This is a genomic window from Novosphingobium sp. fls2-241-R2A-195 (assembly GCF_030209485.1).
In the GTDB taxonomy this organism is placed as follows: domain Bacteria; phylum Pseudomonadota; class Alphaproteobacteria; order Sphingomonadales; family Sphingomonadaceae; genus Novosphingobium; species Novosphingobium resinovorum.
The window spans coordinates 127515-142887 of the sequence record NZ_JARVRY010000001.1 but is presented as its reverse complement, the minus strand read 5'-3'; the positions used below and the strand labels follow the sequence as shown (position 1 = coordinate 142887).

Sequence of the window (15373 nt, the reverse complement as noted above, 5' to 3'; positions counted from 1 at the left end):
GCCTTTATATTTGTAGTTACAAAAATCCGACACTGCCGGCGACTGAGGCTAGCGTGACGGCAAAGGAGGTCGACTATGATTCCGGTTCATGGGAGGCATCCAATTGCAGATTTCATTCGAATCTTCGAAACGCCGGAAGATACTGGCGGAACGCGGGATCGACATCGCAGATGCGCACATGGTCTTCGCAAACACCTATGTTGAGGTTCTGGACGATCGCAAGGACTATGGAGAGACCCGCTATCGCGTCTTCGGGTTTCTCCATGGTCGCCGCATATCGCTGGTCTGGACACCGCGCGACGGCAACCGTCGGATCATCACGATAAGGCATGCGCATCATGGAGAACACCAAGCCCGCTTCCGAACCCTGGATTGACCCGGACGACGACGACGTCGAATGGACCGAGGAAATGTTCCGCATGGCCGCCATCTACAAGGGCGACCAGCTGATCCGCCCCGCCTCGGGCTCGCTCAAGTCGATCGGCCGCCCACTCGCCGCCAATCCCAAGAAGCAGGTCACGCTGCGGCTCGACCCCGATGTGGTCGAGGCGTTTCGCGCCACCGGCAAGGGCTGGCAGTCGCGCATCAACGCCGAACTGCGCAAGGCGCTCGGGATCTAGCCCAGCACGAAGCGCGGCCCCGGCCCTTGCGCCCCCGCGACGTCATCGGCGTTGTAGAGACGGCATTTCGTCAGGCTGAGGCAGCCGCAGCCGATGCATTCGTCCAGCTTGCGGCGAGTCAGTTCGAGCAACGCGATCTTTTCGTCGATCGACGTGCGCATCGAGCGGCTGATGCGCTCCCAGTCGGCCAATGTCGGGGTGCGGCCTTGCGGCAGGTCGGCCAGTTCGCGCTCGATCTCGGCCAGCGCGAGGCCCAGCTTCTGCGCAATCAGGATGAAACTGACGCGGCGAATGTCGGAGCGCAGGAAACGCCGCTGGTTTCCCGAGGTGCGCAGCGCCTGCAGCAGCCCCTTCTCCTCGTAGAAACGCAGTGCCGATACCGCGACGCCGGTACGCCGACCCAGTTCGCCGATGGTAATGAAGCGGTCCGCGACCAGATCGATATCCTTCCGAAAGCGCTTGATCTCAAGTTAGGTTGAGGTTGCACTTTTGCCAAGCCGGCCGATTCGCCGGTGACGCAGGAGAAAGAAGAATGGCCCAGGGCCGCCTCGAACATGCCAACCTCACCGTCAGCGACATCGAGCGTTCGTCCGCCTTGCTGCAGGACTTGCTCGGCTGGCACGAACGCTGGCGCGGGCCCGCCATCAACGGCGGCGAGACGATCCACGTCGGCGGGGATTTCAGCTACATCGCCGTCTATACCGACCGCCGCGAACGCGGGCGCTACGGCAAGGGCGCGCCGCTGAATCACGTGGGGCTGGTGGTCGACGATCTCGACGCGGCCGAACAGGTGGTGCTTGCCGCAGGCCTCGAACCATTCAACCACGCCGATTACGATCCGGGCCGCCGGTTCTACTTCTTCGACTGGGACGGGATAGAATTCGAGCTGGTCAGCTACGCGTAGGCAATCAGATCACCCCGGCGTTGCCGACCACCCAGCAGGCCAGCGCCATCACCAGCCCGGCATCGCGGTTGGAGCGGAAGCGGGCGAGCGCGTTCTCGCCGTCCGCCGGGTCCAGCGTCATGACCTGGAAGCCGAGGTGCAGCGCCATCGGCACCAGCGCGACGAGCGCCACCCAGTCCGGCCGCATCGCCCAGAACGCCAGCGCCCACAGCGCCAGCGCGAGAGCGTAGAAGCCACCGACCCCACCCTTCACCCGCGCGCCGAGGCGCCGGGCGGAGGAACGGATGCCGACGATCGCGTCGTCCTCGATGTCCTGAATCGCGTAGATCGTATCGTAGCCGATGCACCACACGATCGACCCGAGGTAGAGCGCCGCCAGCGCCTCCAGATGATCGCTGCGGATCTCGATCCAGCCGACCAGCGCCCCCCACGTGAAAACCATGCCCAGCCACGCCTGCGGCCACCAGGTAATGCGCTTCATGAACGGATAGGCGGCGACGAGGCCGACGCTGCCCAGAGCCACCAGCTGCGCGGGCGGGCGCAGCTGGAACAGCACGACCAGCCCCACGGCGCATAGCATCAGCAGCCAGGTCCAGGCCGCGCCCTTGCTGACGCGGCCGCTCGCGACCGGGCGCTGCGCGGTGCGGGCGACGCGGCGGTCGAGGTCGGCATCGACGATGTCGTTGAGCACGCAGCCCGCACCGCGCATCGCGATCGAGCCGAGCAGCAACCAGGCGATCAGGCTCCAGCGGCTTTCGCCACCTGCCAGTAGAACGCCCCAGACGCAGGGCCAGAACAGCAGCCACCAGCCGATCGGCCGGTCGAATCGCGCCAGCATCGCGAAGTCGCGAAACGGCTGCGGCAGCATCGACACGAGCCCGCGATGCTGGCTGTCAGGGACGAGCGAAGGTTCGAGCATCGCGCGATGAGTAGTGCATCGCGCGCGTTCTGTCATGCCCGAACGTGACTGGTGAACACAGCTTGCCCACCGTTGCATCCTTCCCGCTGAGGCGCGAAAAGGGCGCGTCAGCCTGAGGAACCCGTTGAAGATGCCCGCAACCCCCGCCTGGCCGCCCCGCTCCGCGCCGCGCCTGTTCGTCCCCGGACCGCTCGAAGATGGTGGGCAGATCGCGCTGGAGGGCCAGCAGGCGCACTATCTGGGCAAGGTCATGCGAGTCGGCGCGGGCGACGCGGTGATCGCCTGCGACGACGCGACCGGCGAATGGGCCTGCGAGGTGGTTTCCGCCGGAAAGCGCGACGTCGTGCTCTCGGTCCGCATGAAGCTGCGCGAGCGCGAGGACGTGCCGGACTTCGTGCTCTGCGCCGCGCTGCTCAAGAAGCCGAACTTCGATCTGGTGCTGGAAAAGGCCACCGAACTGGGGGTCGCCGCCGTACAGCCGGTCGTCACCCGGCGCTGCGTGGCCGACAAACTCAACCCCGAGCGTGCGCTCACCATCGTCACCGAGGCGGCCGAGCAATGCGCCCGCACCGCCCTGCCCCGCGTCGAGGAACCGGTCCGGCTCGATGCCCTGCTGCGCGACTGGCCCGAGGACCGCGCCCTGTTCTTCGCCGACGAACAGGGCGGTGCGCCTGCCGCCACCGCCTTCGCCGCGCACAAAGGCCCGGCCGCGCTCCTCGTCGGCCCCGAGGGCGGCTTCGACGATACCGAGCGCGATCTCGTCCGCGCCCATCCCCAGGCGTGCGCGATCACTCTGGGGCCGCGCATTCTGCGGGCCGAAACCGCCTGCATTTCCGCCATCGGGCTATGGATGGCAGTGTCCGGAGATTGGACATGACAGGAATGTTAGACTGACCGGTACAAAAAGTTCTGGCGCGGCGCCGAAGGGCACACTAATTCCGCGCCCATGAGCACTCGTGAGGTTTCGGATCGCGAAGATCCGGTTATCGAAAACCTGTCCCAACTCGCCGAGCCGATGGCCGCAGGCGAAAAGCCGCGCGAGGCGTGGCGCATCGGCACCGAGCACGAGAAGTTCGTCTACGACACCGCCGACCACCACGCGCCTTCGTACACCGAAAAGGGCGGCATCCGCGACCTGCTGGGCGAACTGACCCAGTTCGGCTGGACGCCGATCGAGGAAGGCGGAAACGTCATCGCCCTCAAGGGCGCGGACGGCAACGTCAGCCTCGAACCGGCGGGCCAGCTGGAACTGTCGGGCGCGCCGCTCGAAAACCTGCACCAGACTTGCGCTGAGACCGGCCGCCACCTTTCCGAAGTGAAGCAGGTCGGCGAAAAGCTGGGCAAGGCTTACCTCGGCCTCGGCATGTGGCCGGACAAGACCCGCGAAGAACTGCCGATCATGCCCAAGGGGCGCTACGGCATCATGCTGAACCACATGCCGCGCGTGGGCAGCATGGGCCTCGACATGATGCTGCGCACCTGCACCATCCAGGTGAACCTCGACTATTCCAGCGAGGCCGACATGGTGCAGAAGTTCCGCACTTCGCTGGCTCTCCAGCCGCTGGCGACGGCGCTGTTCGCCAACTCACCCTTCACCGAAGGCAAGCCCAACGGCTACCTCTCGTACCGCAGCCATATCTGGTCGGACACCGATCCGCACCGCACCGGCATGCTGCCCTTCGTGTTCGAGGACGGCTTCGGCTACGAACGCTATGTCGAGTACATGCTGGACGTGCCGATGTACTTCGTGTTCCGCGACGGCAAGTACATCGACGCCGCCGGCCTCTCCTTCCGCGACTTCCTCAAGGGCGAGCTTTCGGTACTCCCCGGCGAGAAGCCGCGCCTGTCGGACTGGCAGGACCACCTGTCCACCGCCTTCCCCGAAGTGCGCCTGAAGTCCTTCCTCGAAATGCGCGGCGCCGACGGCGGACCCTGGGGCCGCATCTGCGCTCTACCCGCGCTGTGGGTGGGCCTGCTCTACGATCAGGGCGCGCTCGACGCCGCCTGGGATCTGGTCAAGGACTGGGACATGGAAGGCCGCGAAGCGCTGCGCTCGGCCGCGCCGAAGCTGGGCCTCGATGCACCGATCCCGGGCGGCGGCACCCTGCGCGACATCGCAGGCGAAGTGGTCGACATAGCCCGCTCGGGCCTCGCTGCACGAGGCCGCCTGAACTCGGCGGGAGACAACGAAACGGGCTATCTCGAACCGCTGGCCGAAATCGTGAAGACCGGCAAGGTTCCGGCGCAGCGCCTGCTCGACCTGTATAATGGCGAGTGGGGCGGGGATCTTTCCAAGGTCTATGCGCTGAAGACGTTTTAAGGGGTGAAATGCAGGGGTTTACCACCCCTGCACCCCGTATACCGTCGAGGGCACGCGCGCAGCCTCGTCATCCAAGGCGTTGAGCCGAAAGACGAATAGCCTGCGGCGCCATTTGAGGCTGACAGGTCTGCACGCACAACGACGACAGTGTGGGGGTCTGGGGCAATGGCCCCAGGACTTTATTTGAACTTCAACTTCTGCCCGACTTTCGCCAAAGTCCGGGTGATGAAGGCATTCTCCCCCATCCAGTCGTAATATTCCCGGTATTTGGGATCTTCCGCCAGCAGGTGCACTTCCTCGGTCCGCGCTCGCCAATAATAGATGCCGCTCACCACGCCCAGCAGTACGGTGTTGCGGATCGCGTCGGTCCATGATCCGTTAGTCACGAGGAACGGCAGCGTCGAGGTCCACCAGAACAGGTTCTTCGACAGGTACGCCGGATGGCGGGTGAAGCGGTAAGGGCCGTTGGTCAGCACGCCGCGATAGGTCAGGTTGGAGAAGCGCAGGCCGAACGCGAAGGTCGCCCAGGCGTAGATTGCGGTCAGCACCACCATCATCGCCGCCCAGCCCCACAGCAGCACGTTGTAGGCCGCCATCCAGTGCGCCCAGCCGCCGGTGTTGACTTCGTAGCCAAGGACATTGGCATTGCCCATCGTGCCCCACACGAAAGGCGGGTAGCAGATCAGCGCCGCGACCCAGCCTGCCAGGAACGGGTTACCGCTGCGGATGTGGGCGTCGAGCGGGCGGAAGGTGAACAGGTAGCCGACGGTGCCGATCTGCACGTCGATCAGGAACAGCCCCTCGATCGTCATCGAGCCGAGATCGACGGGGTTACGGGCGATCGCACCGAAGTCGGCGTTGACGATGTTGGCGAAGCCGCCGGGCAGGATCGAGATCATGAAGGCGCCGAAAAAGCCCTTGATCGCCCAGGCGCGCCAGTGCTTCTTCACCTCTTCGGCGGACCATGGCTCGCGGCCGATCAGCATCGCGCCGAAGTGCCAAGAGGCGTCGCGCGGCTCGACCATGACCCGGTCGAGCCACAGGACATAGGGCACCGAGAGGGCGAACAAGGGTGCCACAACGGCACTCAACACGTCCATAGCGAACAGATACTGCCCCTCCCAGTACCATCGGCACAGGAAGTAGAAGCAGCCTATCAGCGCCCATGTGATCCACAGCCCGGTCAGCTTGGTGATCGAGATGTCGAGCGTTTCGGAGAGCGGGCGACGCTGCGACCAGTCGATGCCGGTGGAGGGGCGCAAGTGCACCTTGTCGACCAGCAGCGACCATGCGGTCATGGCGGCGCCGGTAAAGGCCAGCGTGGCGAGCGAAGCATAGGGGCCGCTCATCGGCTCGCGCGGGGCCTGCAGGCCGAGCAGATCGACGACCGAGCCCCAGTTGCGGCAGAACAGGATCCACAGGGCCAGCGCGACGAGGCCGGAGAGGCCCACGCCTGCGGAAACGTCGCTGACCGGGCGGCGGGTGGATGCGGTGCTCATGGCCGCAGGGCGTAGAGGGAATTGGTTAAGGGGGCGCAAATCTCATGCGATCTGCGCCCCGCCTGATTCAACGGAAGGCGGTGATACGGCCCGAATCGTCGAGGACGTAGAGCGTCTGGTTCGCCACGACAGGCGCCAGCGAAATCGGATCGCTGAGTTCGGTGAATGGCGTCATCGTGCCGCTCGACGGATCGATGGTGGCCACGAGCCCGCGCGAGTTACCGACCCACAGCTTGCTGCCCGCCAGCACCGGACCGACCCAGAATATCGGATTCTTGCGCTTCTTGGCGTTCTTGTAGCGCTGCAGTTCGGTCAGCCAGCGGACTTTGCCGGTGCCGCGCGCGATGGCGAGGATTTCGGCGTGGTCGTCCAGCGTGAAGACCCAGTCGCCCGCCACCGACGGGGTCGAGATGCCCGCGAGGTTGAGTTCCCAGATGCGCTGGCCGGTGACCAGTTCGTAAGCGGCCATGCGCCCGCCCTGACCCAGTGCATAGACACGGCCGCGATCTATGATCGGGTCGGCGTCGACGTCGGTGAGGCTGCCCACTTCGGTCGAGATCGAAGTGCGCGAAAGCGCGTCCGACCAGACCTGACGGCCGTTCTCGTAACGGTACGCCACCAGTTCGCCCGACGAGTAACCCGCGATCACCGTGCCCTGCCCAAGCGCGGGCGAGGCGACGCCGAACACGCCCGACTGGGTCAGCGAGGCGGATTCCTGCCACATGGTCGCGCCATCCGCCGCGTTGAGCACGGCGATCTGGTTGTCTTGCGTCATCACGAAGACCTGGTTGAAACCGATCGTCGGCGCGCCGCGCAGCGGCCCGGCGGGCTTCTTGGTCCAGAGCTGGCTGCCGTCCGCCGCGTTCAGCGCCGCGACTTCGCCGAGGCCCGTGGTGACGTAGAGCTTGTCGCCGTCGAAGCTGACCCCGCCGCCGAACACGGACTTGGCGTTGTTGCCGGAGACCGAGAAGCTCTTGGTCCACAGCTTCGCGCCGCTCTGCGCGTCGAAGGCGTGGACGGTGCCTTCGGTATCCATCGCGTAGAGCTTGCCGCCGCCGATGACCGGGGCCGCCGCAAGGCGCGCGCGGTTGGTCGAACCGGCGATCTGCGCGGTCCACACCTTGGTCGGGTTGTCCGCCAGCGCGAGGTTGCCGTAAGCCTTGTTCGGGGTGTTGCCGCCCTGCGCCCAGGTCGTGTTGACCTCTGCCGGGGGCAGGATCACCGAAACCGCGCCGAGCGTCGCGTCGACCTTGGCGCCGCTTTCGATGCGCGACAGGATCGGCACGCGGTTGCCCACGGTCGGAGTCTTGGCCGGGCCTTTGCCGCCGCCGAACATCTTGCAGCCGGACAGGCCCGCGACGAGTGCGAGGGCGATCAGCGGCACGACCTTCTTCGCGCGCGAAGACGTCGTGTTGCGGGCTGCGTTCATGCGAATGTCCTCACGTGTCATGTTCTCAGTTCGCCACTTCGGCGGGCTGGACGATCTTGGCTATCGGCTTGTCGAGCGGCTCGCCCTTTTCGTCCACCACGTCGTCCACGGCATCGACGCCGAGCACGGCGGCAAGCTGGCGGGCGCGGCTGCGCAGGCCGTCCTCGACGCTTTCGTCCTTGGCGATCGCGGCGAACAGCGGACCGGCCTGGTCCTGCCTGTTCTGCTTCAGGTAGGCCATGCCGACGAGTTCGCCCGCGGGACCGAACCACGGATTGCCGGGAGCGGCCATCGGCTTGAGGCGGCTGAGGACGTCCTCGGGCTTCATCGCGTCGAAGTCGGCGCCGACTTCCCGCACGGAGGCGAGGTCGCGCAGCACCTGCGGTGCCTTGCCGTCGGCCGAAATCTCACGATAGAGCTTGAGCGCATCGGCCTTCTTCTCCTGACGCAGCGCGATCCCCGCAAGCATCAGACGGGCCGACACGACTGTCGCGTCCGAAGAATCGGCGCCGGCGATCGGCGCCAGCTTGGCCTTGGCGGCGTCGAGATTCTCCGACTGCAGGGCGTCGAGCGCCTGCACATAGGCCTCCGAACGCGCCTCGCGCTCCTGGGTCTGGCGGTGCTGCCAGTAGATCCAGCCCGCGAAGGCGAGCAGGGCGATGATGATGACGGCGATCAGCGGCTTGCCGTAGCGGCTCATGAAGCCTTCGAGCTGGTCCTGGCGCACGGCGTCGTCGACTTCACGCAGGAAAACGTCCTGCTGGGCGGCGTTACGCGCTGCGGCGGCGGAATTGGTGTCGGGGGGCAGAGCCAAGATAGGGCGCTTTCTAGCGAAAAACGGGACGGTTGCGGGGCTGTTTAGCGGATGGGTGGGGCTTTTCAACGGGGATGTCGGTGCCCGTCCCGCGGTGAAGCGCCGCTGAATGAGCGCGGCGTCACGGAAAGTCGCTTTTGCCCATCGCCGCGCCATAGGTCGAGGCATAACTGCGAATCATCGTGTTTTCATCGTATTGGGCCTGAGCAAGCGCGCGGTTGGTCGCGCCGATGCGGGCGCGCAGCCCGTCATCCGCCGCGAGTTCCGCCAAAGCCCCGCCGAGCGCGGCGTCGTCTCCGGGCGGGGTGATGAAGCTGCGGTTTTCCGCCGGCACCATCGCCGCCACGTCCCCCACGGCGGGCGAGGCGACCGCGAGCCCGGCCGCCATCGCCTCCAGCATGGAGATGGGAAACTGCTCGCTGTCGGAAGACAGCGCGAAGAGATCGAACAGCCCCACCGCGCGCGAGGGATCGGGGACGAAGCCCGGCAGATGGACCCTGTCGGCCACGCCGGATTCCCGTGCCTGCTGCGCGATTCTTTCTCGGTCCGGCCCTTCACCGAGGATCACCAGCTGCCATTCGGGCGGCAGCGTGGCGAAAGCACGGACCAGCCGGGGCAGGTTCTTGACCGCGCGCAGGCCCGCCAGAGTGCCGACCCACTTCGCGCCAACAGGCTTGGGCAGCCCCGGAATCGCATCGGGCGGGGGCGGCGCGAGATAGGCGGCGGTGCGGATGCCGTTGATGATCAGCTTCACGCGCGAGCGCGGCTGCGCCCAGTCGCCGAGCGCAATTCCCTCCAACCGCTGCGAAGGCACCACCAGCGCCGAAGCCCGCGCCAGCGCCACGCGGCGAAACCAGTTGCGCGAGGGCTTGAGGCCGCCAGCTTCGTCCTCGTTGAAGCCGTCCTCGTGATGGACCAGCGGCGGCAGGCCCAGCACGCCGCCCCAGACCCGGTGCGCCAGCACCGCGTCCATCGCCCCCCAGTTGTACGTAAGGACGAGGTCGAAAAGCTTCATGGCGCGGGCGATGCGCAGCAGGCGAAGCGGTGTCGGGCGGCCCTGCAGGCTAGGAAAATCACCCGGAAAATCGACCGTGAGCGCCGGGTCGAGCGCGACTTTCGCCCCATATGCGCCCGGCTGCGCGGAGACGACGGTATGCGCGACGCCGGGGCCGAAGACGTTCATCAGCCTTGCCGCGCGCAGTTCCTTGCCGCCTGCCGCGAAGCTCGAATGGAGGTGGAGAAGGCGCAAGGCCGGTCTCTGGCTCAGGCCGCTCTGGCCAGCAGCCGCTCGATCGCGGCAACCGATTCGGGCTCGTCGAGCGTCGGGGCGTGGCCGACGTGGGGCAAGGTCAGCCCCTCGGCATTCGGCGAGCGGCGCAGCATGTCGTCCAGCGTCTGGGCAGAAAGCAGGTCGGACAGTCCGCCGCGCACCACCAGCACCGGCACTTGCGCCAGCGCGTCCCACACCGCCCACAAGTCCGGCTGGGCATTGACGTCGAGCGCGAGGAAGGGCTCGGCGATCTTCATGTCGTAGTCGAAGACGATGCGCCCATTGCCGCCGACCGTCATCAGCCGCTTGGCCATGCCAATCCAGAAATCCAGCGGCTGTCCGGGGTGCGCGGCGCCCTGCACTTCCTCCAGCCCGCGCGCGGCGTGGACCCAGGTGGGCCAGGTGCGTCCCTGCCCGACGTAGTCCTTGATCCGCGCAAGGCCCGCCGGTTTCAGCCACGGGCCGACGTCGTTGACCACGGCAGCGGCGATCCGGTCGGGGATGATGCTCGCCAGCCCCATCGCCATCAGTCCGCCCAGCGAGGTGCCGATGACCACGAAGCGCTCAAGCCCCTCCTGGTCGATCAGGGCGAGGACGTCCTCGCCGTACTGGACCGGCGTGTAGGTAGCCGAATCCTTCGCATATTCGCTGTCGCCCCGGCCGCGCAGGTCAGGGCAGATCACGCGCCGTCCCCTACTGGGATTGGCAGCGAGGCGCGGGGCCAGCACGTCGAAGTCGCGCGCGTTGCGGGTCAGGCCGTGGAGGCACAGCACCGGCAAGCCGGTTTCACCCTCTGCGGGACCGGGATAATCGCGGAAATGGAGCTTGAGACCGTCGCGGCTCGACCAGAAGCGATCTTCGAAAACCTTCATGCGCGGGCGGCGACCTCATCAGATTCAACAAAATACCCGGCTTGCTAGCGGGCCGGGCGGTCCCCACTATCGCCCGATGCCAAGCGATCCGCAACCCGCGCCCTATCTTCCCGATCCGCGAATCGAAACGATCGCCCAATGGATCGGCGACCCGGTCCATGCCGCCGCGTTCCCCCGCCATCAATTGCGCTGGCGCAATGACCGCTGGGCGGCCGCGGTGGGCCTCGACGGTTTCGACGAGGCGCGCTGGACGGCGCATTTCGGGCACTTCCAGCCGCTTCCCGGCAATCTGCCGCAGCCGCTGGCGCTGCGCTATCACGGCCACCAGTTCCGCAACTACAACCCCGACCTCGGCGACGGGCGCGGCTTCCTCTTCGCGCAGATGCGCGATGGAGCGGGCCGCTTGCTCGACCTCGGCACCAAGGGTTCGGGCCAGACGCCATGGAGCCGCGACGGAGACGGGCGGCTGACCCTGAAGGGCGCGATGCGCGAGATCCTTGCCACCGAGATGCTGGAAGCGCTGGGCGTGAACACCAGCAAGACCTTTTCCGTCGTCGAGACCGGCGAGGAACTGTGGCGCGGCGACGAGCCCTCCCCCACCCGCTCAGCCGTGCTGGTGCGCCTGTCGCACGGACACATCCGCATCGGCAGCTTCCAGCGCCTTTACGTGCTGGAGGAGACCGCGCATCTGGCCGCACTGGTCGACTACAGCCTCGAAACCTACCCCGACAGCCTGCCACCCGAGGACGCTCCGGGACGCGACGAACCGGCGGTAATCCTGCTTCACCAGGTCGTCGAGCGGCTTGCCGACCTTGCCGCCGCGTGGATGGTGGCGGGCTTCGTCCACGGCGTGCTCAACACCGACAACATGAACATCTCGGGCGAGAGCTTCGACTATGGCCCGTGGCGCTGGACGCCGCGCTGGGACCCGCGTTTCACGGCCGCCTACTTCGACCGCACCGGCCTCTACGCCTTCGGCCGCCAGCCCGAGGCGCTGCTCTGGAACTGCCAGCAACTCGCCATCGCCCTGCGCCCGCTGACCGAGACCGCGCCGCTGGTCGCCGCGCTCGAGCGGTTCGGGCCGCTCTACCAGCAGGCGCTGTGCCGCCGCTTCACCTGGCGCCTCGGCATCAAATCGCGGGGGGTGGAGGCCGACACGGCGCTGGTTCAGGCCGCCGAGCGCAGCATGGTCGAGAGCGGCCTGGCGCCCGAGCAGTTCTTCTTCCTCCATCGCGGTGGCCGCAATGCCGGTGTCGACGACTTCGGCGCGCTGCTGTCCGGCTATGCCCCCGCCGCCGCGACGGAAGATCCGTTCTGGCAGGAAAGCGCCCCTCCGGGCGTGCTCATCGACGAGGTCGAACGCATCTGGGCCGCGATCGACACGCATGACGACTGGAGCGAACTGGACGCCAAAGTCGCGCAGATCCGCAGGCTGGGCGAACAACTTGGAAAGGCACCGTTTACACCCCAATGATTTACGCCACGGTAGGAATACCTGTGCGATTGGGATGAAATGTCGAACCCTATAAGCTAACGGGTCATTAGCCGTATTTCTGCAGCCGCACCGCGTTGGGACCAGATGATTTCGTGACCGCACAACTCCAGAGGGCCGATAGCCGGCCCGATACCAGGGCGGAGATCGTCTCCCACGAACCTGCCACCGGGGCGGAAGTCTGGCGCGGCCCGGTGGCCGACGTGGACGAGACGGTCGCGCGTGCGCGGCGCGCGTGGCCCTCGTGGGCGGCCCAGCCGCTCTCCACCCGCATGGAACTGCTGCGGCGATTCGCCAACGAAGTGCGCAAGGATGCCGAAGCGCTCGCCACCTGCATCGCCCGCGAAGTCGGCAAGCCCTTGTGGGAAGCCCGCGCCGAGGTCGATTCGGTGATCGCCAAGGTTGAAGTCTCGATCCGCTCCTACGCCGAGCGGACGGCCCAGCGCCGCCTCGATTCGGCGCTGCAGGGGGCGATGGCGGTGCGCCACAAGCCGCATGGCGTGCTGGTGGTGCTCAGCCCCTTCAACTACCCCGCGCACCTCGCCAACGCGCACATCGTCCCCGCCCTGATCGCGGGCAACGCAGTGATCTTCAAGCCGAGCGAACGCGCACCCGCCACCGGCGAGATGCTGACCCGCTGCTTCCACCGCGCGGGCGTTCCGGCCGCCGCCGTCCAGTTCGCCCCCGGCGGCCCGGCCGAAGGCGCGGCTTACGTGGCGCACGAGGGGATCGACGGCGTCCTGTTCACCGGATCTGCCGCCAACGGGATCGCCATCAACCGCAGGCTGGCGGCCCGGCCGGACCGCATGGTCGCGCTGGAGATGGGCGGCAACAACGCGATGGTCGTGTGGGACACGCCCAAGCTGACCGACGCCGCCGCGATCGTCGTCCAGTCCGCCTTCGCCACCAGCGGCCAGCGCTGCACCGCCGCGCGCCGCCTGATCGTGAAGGACACGATGTACGACGCGCTGATGGCCGAGGTGAAGGCGCTCGCCGACCGCCTGATCGTCGGCGCGCCCTTCGACGAGCCCGCGCCCTTCATGGGACCGGTGATCGACAATGCCGCCGCCGACGGGTTGACCGAGAGCTTCCTCTACCTGCTCAGCCACGGCGGCCGCGCGATCAAGCACCTCGTCCGCACGCACGAGACCGCGCCCTTCCTCAGCCCCGCGATCATCGACGTGACCGCGATGACGGAGCGCCCCGATGTCGAACTGTTCGGGCCGATCCTGCAGGTGGTCCGGGTGTCGGACTTCGATCAGGCGATCGCGCAGGCCAATGCCTCGCGCTATGGCCTCGCCGCATCGCTGGTGGGGGGCACGCCGCAGGAGTACAACCGCTTCTGGGCCAACGTGCGCGCCGGAATCGTCAACTGGAACCGGCCTACGATCGGCCCCAGCCATGCCGCGCCGATGGGCGGGGTAGGGCTTTCGGGCAATCACCGGCCGACCGGGTTCTACGCAGCGGATTACTGCGCCTATCCGGTCGCTTCGGGCGAGATGGAGCAACCGCGCGCGGTGATCGGTGTGGGGTTGCGGTAGAAGCGCCCATCACTCGTCATTGCGAGCGAAGCGAAGCAATCCAGGGCGGAGCTTAACAGCCCTGGATTGCTTCGCTTCGCTCGCAATGACGAACCGGGGAGGTACGGACTGGGTGCGTGCCTCTCACTTCCCGCTGGCAACGAGGTCAACTTCGGTCAGCCCGCTGTCCAGCTTGCGCGCGTAGACGACGTAAGCCTTGCCGCCCTTGCTCCCGCCCAGCACGCTGTCTCCACCGTCGATCTTGTACTCCGCGCCGTACCCCGCCCCCAGCGCCTTCGTATAATAGAAGCTCACCACGTCGCTGACGCTCACCGGCGTCGCGAAGTTGACCACGCGCAGCGCGCAGCCCTGACCGTCGATCCCGGCCGCTTCCTGCACCGCGGCGCGCGGATAGACCGGCAGTTCGGCGGGCAGCTTGGCCGCCCAGGTGTTGGAATACTGCACCTTGGCCGAGCAGTCCGCCTTGGCGACCTTCGCCTCCGCAGCGACTTGCGCGGCAGTGGCAGCCCCGGCGGCGAGCGCCGCGCCCCCGCCCTGCGCGGGACTGGGCGCGGGCTTGAGCGCGCCGCCGGCAAGCTGCGCCGCCTGCTTCTTGGCGGCGGCGATGGCCTCGGGCGTGCGGTCCTGCGCGGGGACGGTGATCCGACGCCCCTCGGCGGAGACAGCCGCGCCCTGATCCCCCGCCATCTCGGGATCGACCATGATCTGGTCGCCGAGCGCGCCATTGAGCGCCGGATCGGTATCGGCCGGGTCCGGCTGCTTGTCGCCCGAGCCGCAGCCTGCAAGCATCAGCGTGCCCATCAGGCTCAGAACGGTCATTCGGGCCAGAGTCTTCATCGTCGCGGTTCCTTCGGGTGCGGCAGCAAGGTCCTGCTACGCGCAATAGCTTAGGAAAACGCGAAAAGTCGCAAAGGTGCCAGCGATGGAATCCTCTCGTCCCATTTCGGGATGGTCGGTGCGCCTTGCATTACAAACGCGGCACCGGCCCGCGCCCCCACCCGACCTCCCACAAGTGTACCCCAGATGGGAGGTCGGGTAGGGGCGCGGGCCGGTGCCGCTCGAAAATGCCCTGCTGGGCATTTTCCAAACGAACGACGAGGGCGCCCGCACGAATGCGGACGCCCTCCCGCCCGAGCCGTTCAGGCCCGGACGGTTCCCCCGCAAGTCGCCGTACGTGCGGGGAAAGCTGTTCTGTCGAATGCCTTAGCGGCAGCGCGATCCGCCGCGATCGACCTCGCGGCCGAGCAGGGCACCGGCGGCCGCACCGAGCACGGTGCCGACGGTCCGGTCGCGGCCGCCGTCGATCTCGCGGCCCAGCAGCGCGCCGCCCGCACCGCCGATCAGCAGGCCGGTGGTGCCGTTGCCCCGACGGCAGTAGTAACGGCCGTCGTTGCCGCGCCACGAGCTACGGCGATAGTCATCGCGATAACGGTCGTCACGATAGCGATAGCTGTCACGATTGCCGTAGCCGCGGCGATAATCCTCGCGCGAGTAACGATAGCGGTCGCGGCCATGCTCGTAGGTCTGCTCGCCCGGCGCGGTGAAACCGTTGCCGTAAGGGGCGATGGCGGCCGAAGCAGGCAGTGCAACGGTCAGGCTGGCAGCGGCTGCGGCGATGGCCGAGGCCTTGAAGAATGCGTTCATCTCAACTCTCCTCTTCTAAGGAAGCGAACCGGCCATCCGAGTCGATCCG

16 protein-coding genes are annotated in these 15373 nt (G+C 67.1%); 7 read left to right on the top strand and 9 right to left on the bottom strand.

Going from position 1 to position 15373, the window contains the following annotated elements; genetic code table 11:
- The first annotated feature begins 103 nt into the window (after positions 1–103).
- On the top strand, positions 104–376 hold the full coding sequence (locus QRN25_RS00750; protein WP_285016823.1) for a BrnT family toxin: 273 nt from the start codon (positions 104–106) through the stop codon (positions 374–376).
- Positions 339–620: a BrnA antitoxin family protein gene (locus QRN25_RS00745; RefSeq protein WP_285016848.1), complete on the top strand. Its 282-nt coding sequence runs from the start codon at positions 339–341 to the stop codon at positions 618–620. Before QRN25_RS00750 ends, QRN25_RS00745 begins: the two co-directional genes overlap by 38 nt.
- Here the strand turns inward: QRN25_RS00745 and soxR are convergent.
- Complete coding sequence (gene soxR / locus QRN25_RS00740; protein ID WP_285016846.1) at positions 617–1057, bottom strand: redox-sensitive transcriptional activator SoxR; 441 nt, start codon at positions 1055–1057, stop codon at positions 617–619. The genes QRN25_RS00745 and soxR overlap by 4 nt on opposite strands.
- A 95-nt stretch (positions 1058–1152) precedes the next feature.
- On the opposite strand from soxR, the gene QRN25_RS00735 reads away from it, so the two are divergent.
- Positions 1153–1524 carry a VOC family protein gene (locus QRN25_RS00735; protein WP_036525922.1) on the top strand — a complete coding sequence of 124 codons (372 nt, stop codon included), beginning with the start codon at positions 1153–1155 and terminating at the stop codon, positions 1522–1524.
- Between the two features lie 4 nt (positions 1525–1528).
- Here the strand turns inward: QRN25_RS00735 and ubiA are convergent, their stop codons facing one another.
- Positions 1529–2443, bottom strand: a complete 915-nt coding sequence (gene ubiA, locus QRN25_RS00730) for a 4-hydroxybenzoate octaprenyltransferase (protein WP_008828920.1) — start codon at positions 2441–2443, stop codon at positions 1529–1531.
- Positions 2444–2573: 130 nt separating this feature from the next.
- Between ubiA and QRN25_RS00725 the strand changes: the two genes are divergently transcribed.
- Positions 2574–3320 carry a 16S rRNA (uracil(1498)-N(3))-methyltransferase gene (locus tag QRN25_RS00725; RefSeq protein WP_285016818.1) on the top strand — a complete coding sequence of 249 codons (747 nt, stop codon included), beginning with the start codon at positions 2574–2576 and terminating at the stop codon, positions 3318–3320.
- Between the two features lie 69 nt (positions 3321–3389).
- Positions 3390–4763, top strand: a complete 1374-nt coding sequence (locus tag QRN25_RS00720) for a glutamate--cysteine ligase (protein ID WP_285016816.1) — start codon at positions 3390–3392, stop codon at positions 4761–4763.
- 179 nt (positions 4764–4942) lie between these two features.
- On the opposite strand, the gene QRN25_RS26435 is transcribed toward QRN25_RS00720, so the two are convergent.
- From QRN25_RS26435 to QRN25_RS00695, 5 genes are all read right to left on the bottom strand, one after another.
- A complete protein-coding gene (locus QRN25_RS26435; protein ID WP_502910398.1) occupies positions 4943–5320 on the bottom strand; it encodes a methyltransferase family protein in 378 nt (125 codons plus the stop codon).
- A 1009-nt stretch (positions 5321–6329) separates the two neighbouring features.
- The gene (locus QRN25_RS00710; RefSeq protein WP_285016812.1) at positions 6330–7691 is read right to left on the bottom strand and encodes an outer membrane protein assembly factor BamB family protein; all 1362 of its coding nucleotides are present in this window, start codon (positions 7689–7691) and stop codon (positions 6330–6332) included.
- A 25-nt stretch (positions 7692–7716) separates the two neighbouring features.
- Positions 7717–8505, bottom strand: a complete 789-nt coding sequence (locus tag QRN25_RS00705) for a tetratricopeptide repeat protein (RefSeq protein WP_285016809.1) — start codon at positions 8503–8505, stop codon at positions 7717–7719.
- A gap of 121 nt (positions 8506–8626) precedes the next feature.
- Positions 8627–9754: a glycosyltransferase gene (locus QRN25_RS00700; protein ID WP_285016807.1), complete on the bottom strand. Its 1128-nt coding sequence runs from the start codon at positions 9752–9754 to the stop codon at positions 8627–8629.
- A 14-nt stretch (positions 9755–9768) separates the two neighbouring features.
- Complete coding sequence (locus QRN25_RS00695; protein ID WP_285016806.1) at positions 9769–10647, bottom strand: alpha/beta fold hydrolase; 879 nt, start codon at positions 10645–10647, stop codon at positions 9769–9771.
- 76 nt (positions 10648–10723) lie between these two features.
- On the opposite strand from QRN25_RS00695, the gene QRN25_RS00690 reads away from it, so the two are divergent.
- Both QRN25_RS00690 and QRN25_RS00685 read left to right on the top strand, forming a co-directional pair.
- Complete coding sequence (locus QRN25_RS00690) at positions 10724–12121, top strand: protein adenylyltransferase SelO family protein (RefSeq protein WP_285016805.1); 1398 nt, start codon at positions 10724–10726, stop codon at positions 12119–12121.
- 113 nt (positions 12122–12234) lie between these two features.
- Positions 12235–13680: a succinylglutamate-semialdehyde dehydrogenase gene (locus QRN25_RS00685; RefSeq protein WP_285016803.1), complete on the top strand. Its 1446-nt coding sequence runs from the start codon at positions 12235–12237 to the stop codon at positions 13678–13680.
- 123 nt (positions 13681–13803) lie between these two features.
- Here the strand turns inward: QRN25_RS00685 and QRN25_RS00680 are convergent, their stop codons facing one another.
- Together QRN25_RS00680 and QRN25_RS00675 are read right to left on the bottom strand one after the other, a co-directional pair.
- A complete protein-coding gene (locus QRN25_RS00680) occupies positions 13804–14517 on the bottom strand; it encodes a hypothetical protein (RefSeq protein WP_285016801.1) in 714 nt (237 codons plus the stop codon).
- A 366-nt stretch (positions 14518–14883) separates the two neighbouring features.
- On the bottom strand, positions 14884–15324 hold the full coding sequence (locus tag QRN25_RS00675; RefSeq protein ID WP_008828931.1) for a glycine zipper 2TM domain-containing protein: 441 nt from the start codon (positions 15322–15324) through the stop codon (positions 14884–14886).
- Between the last annotated feature and the right edge of the window lie 49 nt (positions 15325–15373).

Excerpts from the sequence above, each read along its gene's own strand:
- QRN25_RS00745 (WP_285016848.1), top strand. The coding sequence starts at position 339 with ATGGAGAACACCAAGCCCGCTTCCGAACCCTGGATTGACCCGGACGAC.
- QRN25_RS00735 (WP_036525922.1), top strand. The coding sequence starts at position 1,153 with ATGGCCCAGGGCCGCCTCGAACATGCCAACCTCACCGTCAGCGACATC.
- ubiA (WP_008828920.1), bottom strand. The coding sequence starts at position 2,443 with ATGCTCGAACCTTCGCTCGTCCCTGACAGCCAGCATCGCGGGCTCGTG.
- QRN25_RS00725 (WP_285016818.1), top strand. The coding sequence starts at position 2,574 with ATGCCCGCAACCCCCGCCTGGCCGCCCCGCTCCGCGCCGCGCCTGTTC.
- QRN25_RS00720 (WP_285016816.1), top strand. The coding sequence starts at position 3,390 with ATGAGCACTCGTGAGGTTTCGGATCGCGAAGATCCGGTTATCGAAAAC.
- QRN25_RS26435 (WP_502910398.1), bottom strand. The coding sequence starts at position 5,320 with ATGATGGTGGTGCTGACCGCAATCTACGCCTGGGCGACCTTCGCGTTC.
- QRN25_RS00710 (WP_285016812.1), bottom strand. The coding sequence starts at position 7,691 with ATGAACGCAGCCCGCAACACGACGTCTTCGCGCGCGAAGAAGGTCGTG.
- QRN25_RS00695 (WP_285016806.1), bottom strand. The coding sequence starts at position 10,647 with ATGAAGGTTTTCGAAGATCGCTTCTGGTCGAGCCGCGACGGTCTCAAG.
- QRN25_RS00690 (WP_285016805.1), top strand. The coding sequence starts at position 10,724 with ATGCCAAGCGATCCGCAACCCGCGCCCTATCTTCCCGATCCGCGAATC.
- QRN25_RS00680 (WP_285016801.1), bottom strand. The coding sequence starts at position 14,517 with ATGAAGACTCTGGCCCGAATGACCGTTCTGAGCCTGATGGGCACGCTG.
- QRN25_RS00675 (WP_008828931.1), bottom strand. The coding sequence starts at position 15,324 with ATGAACGCATTCTTCAAGGCCTCGGCCATCGCCGCAGCCGCTGCCAGC.